The organism is Micromonospora sp. D75 (genome assembly GCF_018070405.1).
Lineage (GTDB): Bacteria > Actinomycetota > Actinomycetes > Mycobacteriales > Micromonosporaceae > Micromonospora > Micromonospora chalcea.
On sequence record NZ_JAGPXV010000647.1, the window covers coordinates 1 to 3,316 of the forward strand.

4 protein-coding genes are annotated in these 3,316 nt (G+C 75.9%); all 4 read left to right on the forward strand.

From position 1 onward, the window contains the following. A partial coding sequence (locus KBX39_RS27045) for a methyltransferase domain-containing protein (protein ID WP_210873170.1) occupies positions 1 to 424 on the forward strand: 424 nt, incomplete at its 5' end. Between the two features lie 42 nt (positions 425 to 466). Continuing rightward, positions 467 to 1,633, forward strand: coding sequence for an acyl-CoA dehydrogenase family protein (locus tag KBX39_RS27050; protein ID WP_210873171.1), 1,167 nt, complete (start codon positions 467 to 469; stop codon positions 1,631 to 1,633). 90 nt (positions 1,634 to 1,723) lie between these two features. Next, on the forward strand, positions 1,724 to 2,785 hold the full coding sequence (locus KBX39_RS27055) for a type III polyketide synthase (protein WP_043327920.1): 1,062 nt from the start codon (positions 1,724 to 1,726) through the stop codon (positions 2,783 to 2,785). Positions 2,786 to 2,824: 39 nt separating this feature from the next. After that, a partial coding sequence (locus KBX39_RS27060; RefSeq protein ID WP_210873173.1) for a hypothetical protein occupies positions 2,825 to 3,316 on the forward strand: 492 nt, incomplete at its 3' end.

Below are 3,316 nucleotides of genomic sequence, written 5' to 3' on the forward strand. Positions count from 1 at the left end.
GACCGACGCCTGCGCGGCGGTGGTCTCCGCCGGAGAGGTGCTGGAGCACGTGCCGGACTGGCGGCGCGCGGTCGCCGAGGCGTGCCGGCTGCTGCGGCCCGGCGGCCTGCTGGTGCTGGACACGCTGAACGACACGCTGCTGGCCCGGCTGGTCGCGGTGGAGCTGGGCGAACGGCTGCCCACAGTGCCGCGCGGCATCCACGACCCCCGGTTGTTCGTCGACGCCCGCGCGCTCGTCGCCGAGTGCGCCCGGCACGGCGTGTCGCTCGAGGTACGCGGGGTCCGCCCGGAGTTGGGCGGCACGCTTGCCTGGTTGCTGCGCCGCATGCGCGGCGGCGACCGTCCGGCGAGGACCGAGCCGCGCATGGTGCCGACCTGGTCGGCGGCGGTGCTGTACCAGGGCTGGGGGCGCCGGGGCGGGTAGCCGGGGCCGCCCGGGGTAAAGGGACGCCGAGAAGGGGGCGACATGACTGTGCACGCGCTGGAGGCGGCCCGCCGGTTGGCGCCGCGACTGGCCGCCCGCGCGGCCGGGCACGACCGCGACGGCTCGTTCCCCGTGGAAGACTTCGCGGACCTGCGGGCGGCCGGGCTGTTCGGGCTGATGGTGCCGCCCGAGCTGGGTGGCGCGGGCGCGAGCTTCGCCGAGTACGCGGCGGTCGCCACCGAACTGGCCCGGGGCAACGGCGCGACCGCGCTGGTGTTCAACATGCACGCCTCGGTCACCGGCGCGCTGGGCGCGGTCACCGAGGAACTGGCCGAGGCGCGCGGCGTACCGGATGAGGCGCTTGCGGCGCGGGACCGGCTGCTGCGCGCGGCGGCCGACGGCGCCTGGTACGCGGTGGCGATGAGCGAACGCGGCGCCGGCGCCCGGCTGTCGCAGCTCAGCACCGTCTACGAGCCGGTCGAGGGCGGCTGGCACATCAAGGGCAGCAAGACGTTCTGCTCCGGCGCCGGCCACCCGGACGGCTACCTGGTGGCTGCCCGCAGCGCCGCCGACCAGTCGGTGGTGTCGCAGTTCCTGGTTCCGGCCGGGGACGGGATCACCGTGGAGCCCACCTGGGACTCGCTCGGCATGCGGGCCACCTCGTCGCACGACGTGCACCTGGACGTGACGGTTCCGGCCGACCGGCTGCTCGGCGGCGTCGAGGGGCTGGCTCTGGTGGTCGCGCAGCTCATGCCGCACTGGCTGGTGGCGAGCTACGCGGCGGTCTACGTGGGCGTGGCCCGGGCCGCGATCGACGCGGCCGCCGAGCACCTCAACGCCCGCAACCTCGCCGGGCTGCCCGCGGTGCGGGCCCGCCTGGGCCGGGCGGACGCGGCCACCGCCGCCGCCGAACTGGTGGTCGCCGAGGCGGCCCGCCGGGTCGACGAGGCGCCCGGCGACGCCGAGACGAACCGCTGGGTGTGGCGGGCCAAGCTGCTGGCCGGCACCACCGCCGCCGAGGTCGCGGCCTCGATGCTGGAGGCGGCCGGCACCTCGGCGACCCGGCGCGGGCATCCGCTGGAGCGGCTCTACCGGGACGCCCGCTGCGGCTCGCTGCACCCGGCCACGTCCGACGTGTGCGCCGACTGGCTCGGCATCGCCGCGCTCGGCGGCGACCCGGACCGGGACAGCGCGCTCCCTCGTTGGTGAAGCGCGAGGAGCGAGCCGGTTTTGCGAGCCCCGCAGTCGCGAACGAAAGGCTGCCGGGTGACCAGGGTTGGTGCGAGAGATGAGGGAGGGGTGGGGGACGTGGGCATGCCGGTGATCGCGGGCCTGGGTACGGCGCATCCGCCGGGCGCGGACCAGGACGAGCTGTGGACGGGTTTCTTCGCGGGGCACTTCCAGGGGAACACCCGGGCGCTGGCGCAGCGGATCTTCGCGAACTCGGGCGTCACCCGGCGGCAGGCGGCGGTCAACCCGCTGCTGGAGGACGTCTCGGAGTGGCCGACCGAGCGCCGGATGCGCCGCTACCAGGTCGAGGCGCTGCCGCTGGGCAAGGAGGCGGTCAGCCGGGCGCTCACCGCCGCCGGCCTGGACGCCGCCGACATCGGGATGTTCATCGTCTGCTCCTGCACCGGGTACGCCACCCCGGGGCTGGACATCCTGCTCGCCCGGGACCTCGGCATGTCGCCGAGCACCCAGCGCATGTTCGTCGGGCACATGGGCTGCTACGCGGCCCTGCCCGGGCTGGGCGCGGCGAGCGACTTCGTCACCGCCCGGGGGCGTCCCGCGCTGCTGCTCTGCGCGGAGTTGACCAGCCTGCACATCCAGCCGCCGGGCGCCCGGGTGGACACCCAGCAGATCGTCTCCCACGCGCTGTTCTCGGACGCCGCGGTCGCCGCCGTGGTCGTCCCCGGGGGCCGGGGGTACGCGCTGCGCGAGGTCACCTCGGTCACCGACACCTCCACGGCCGACCACATGACGTGGGACGTCACCGACACCGGCTTCCGGATGGGGCTGTCGCCCAAGGTGCCGCAGGTCCTCTCCCGGCACGTCCGGACCCTGGTCGACGAGCTGCTGGCACGGCACGGGTGCGAACGCTCCGACGTGGACGGCTGGGCGGTGCACCCGGGCGGGCCGCGGATCCTCAACGTGGTGGAGCGTGAGCTGGCGCTGCCGCCGGACGGGCTCGCCGCCTCCCGGGGGACGCTCGCCGAGCACGGCAACTGTTCGTCCCCGACGACGCTGCTGATCCTGGACCGGCTGTGGCGTACGGAGCCGTCGCCGCCGCGCTGGGTGGTGATGCTCGCGTTCGGGCCGGGGCTGACGCTCTACGCGGCGCTGCTGGAACGCGTGGGCTGACGGGTCGCCCCGGTCGCGCCGCGCCGATACGCTGCCCGCATGGCCTCCGAGGAGCGGGACGGGCGGGCGTTGCTGGCCGGCCTGACCGTCCTGGCGCTGTTGCTCGGCTCGGCCTGGTGGCGGTCGGCGGCCCCGCAGCCCGGCCCGGCCACGTCGGCCGCGCCCGCGAGCGTGGATCTGGCCCCGCGCAACTGGCGGGTCGACCCGTCGACGGGCGCAGCGCGTCCGGTGCCACGCGCCGGGCGCGAAGCGGCGTTGGACAACCGCCGCGTGCCGCGTGCCGAGCCGGACCGCTCGGTGGTGATACGGGTGGAGGACGACGGCACGACGCGTCTGCTCCAGGTGTCGCACGTCGTGTGGCGGGAGAGGTCCCGGCTGACGCCGGGCGGGCCGCCTGTCGTCCGGCAGGTACGGCCTACGCGGGGCGACAACTACCGGCTGTCGGTGAGCTGCGCCGGTGACGGGCTGGTCGTCGTACTCGTCTCCGGCCTCGGGGACGACGAGTGCCGGCGGGCGCTGCGCTGCGGCGGG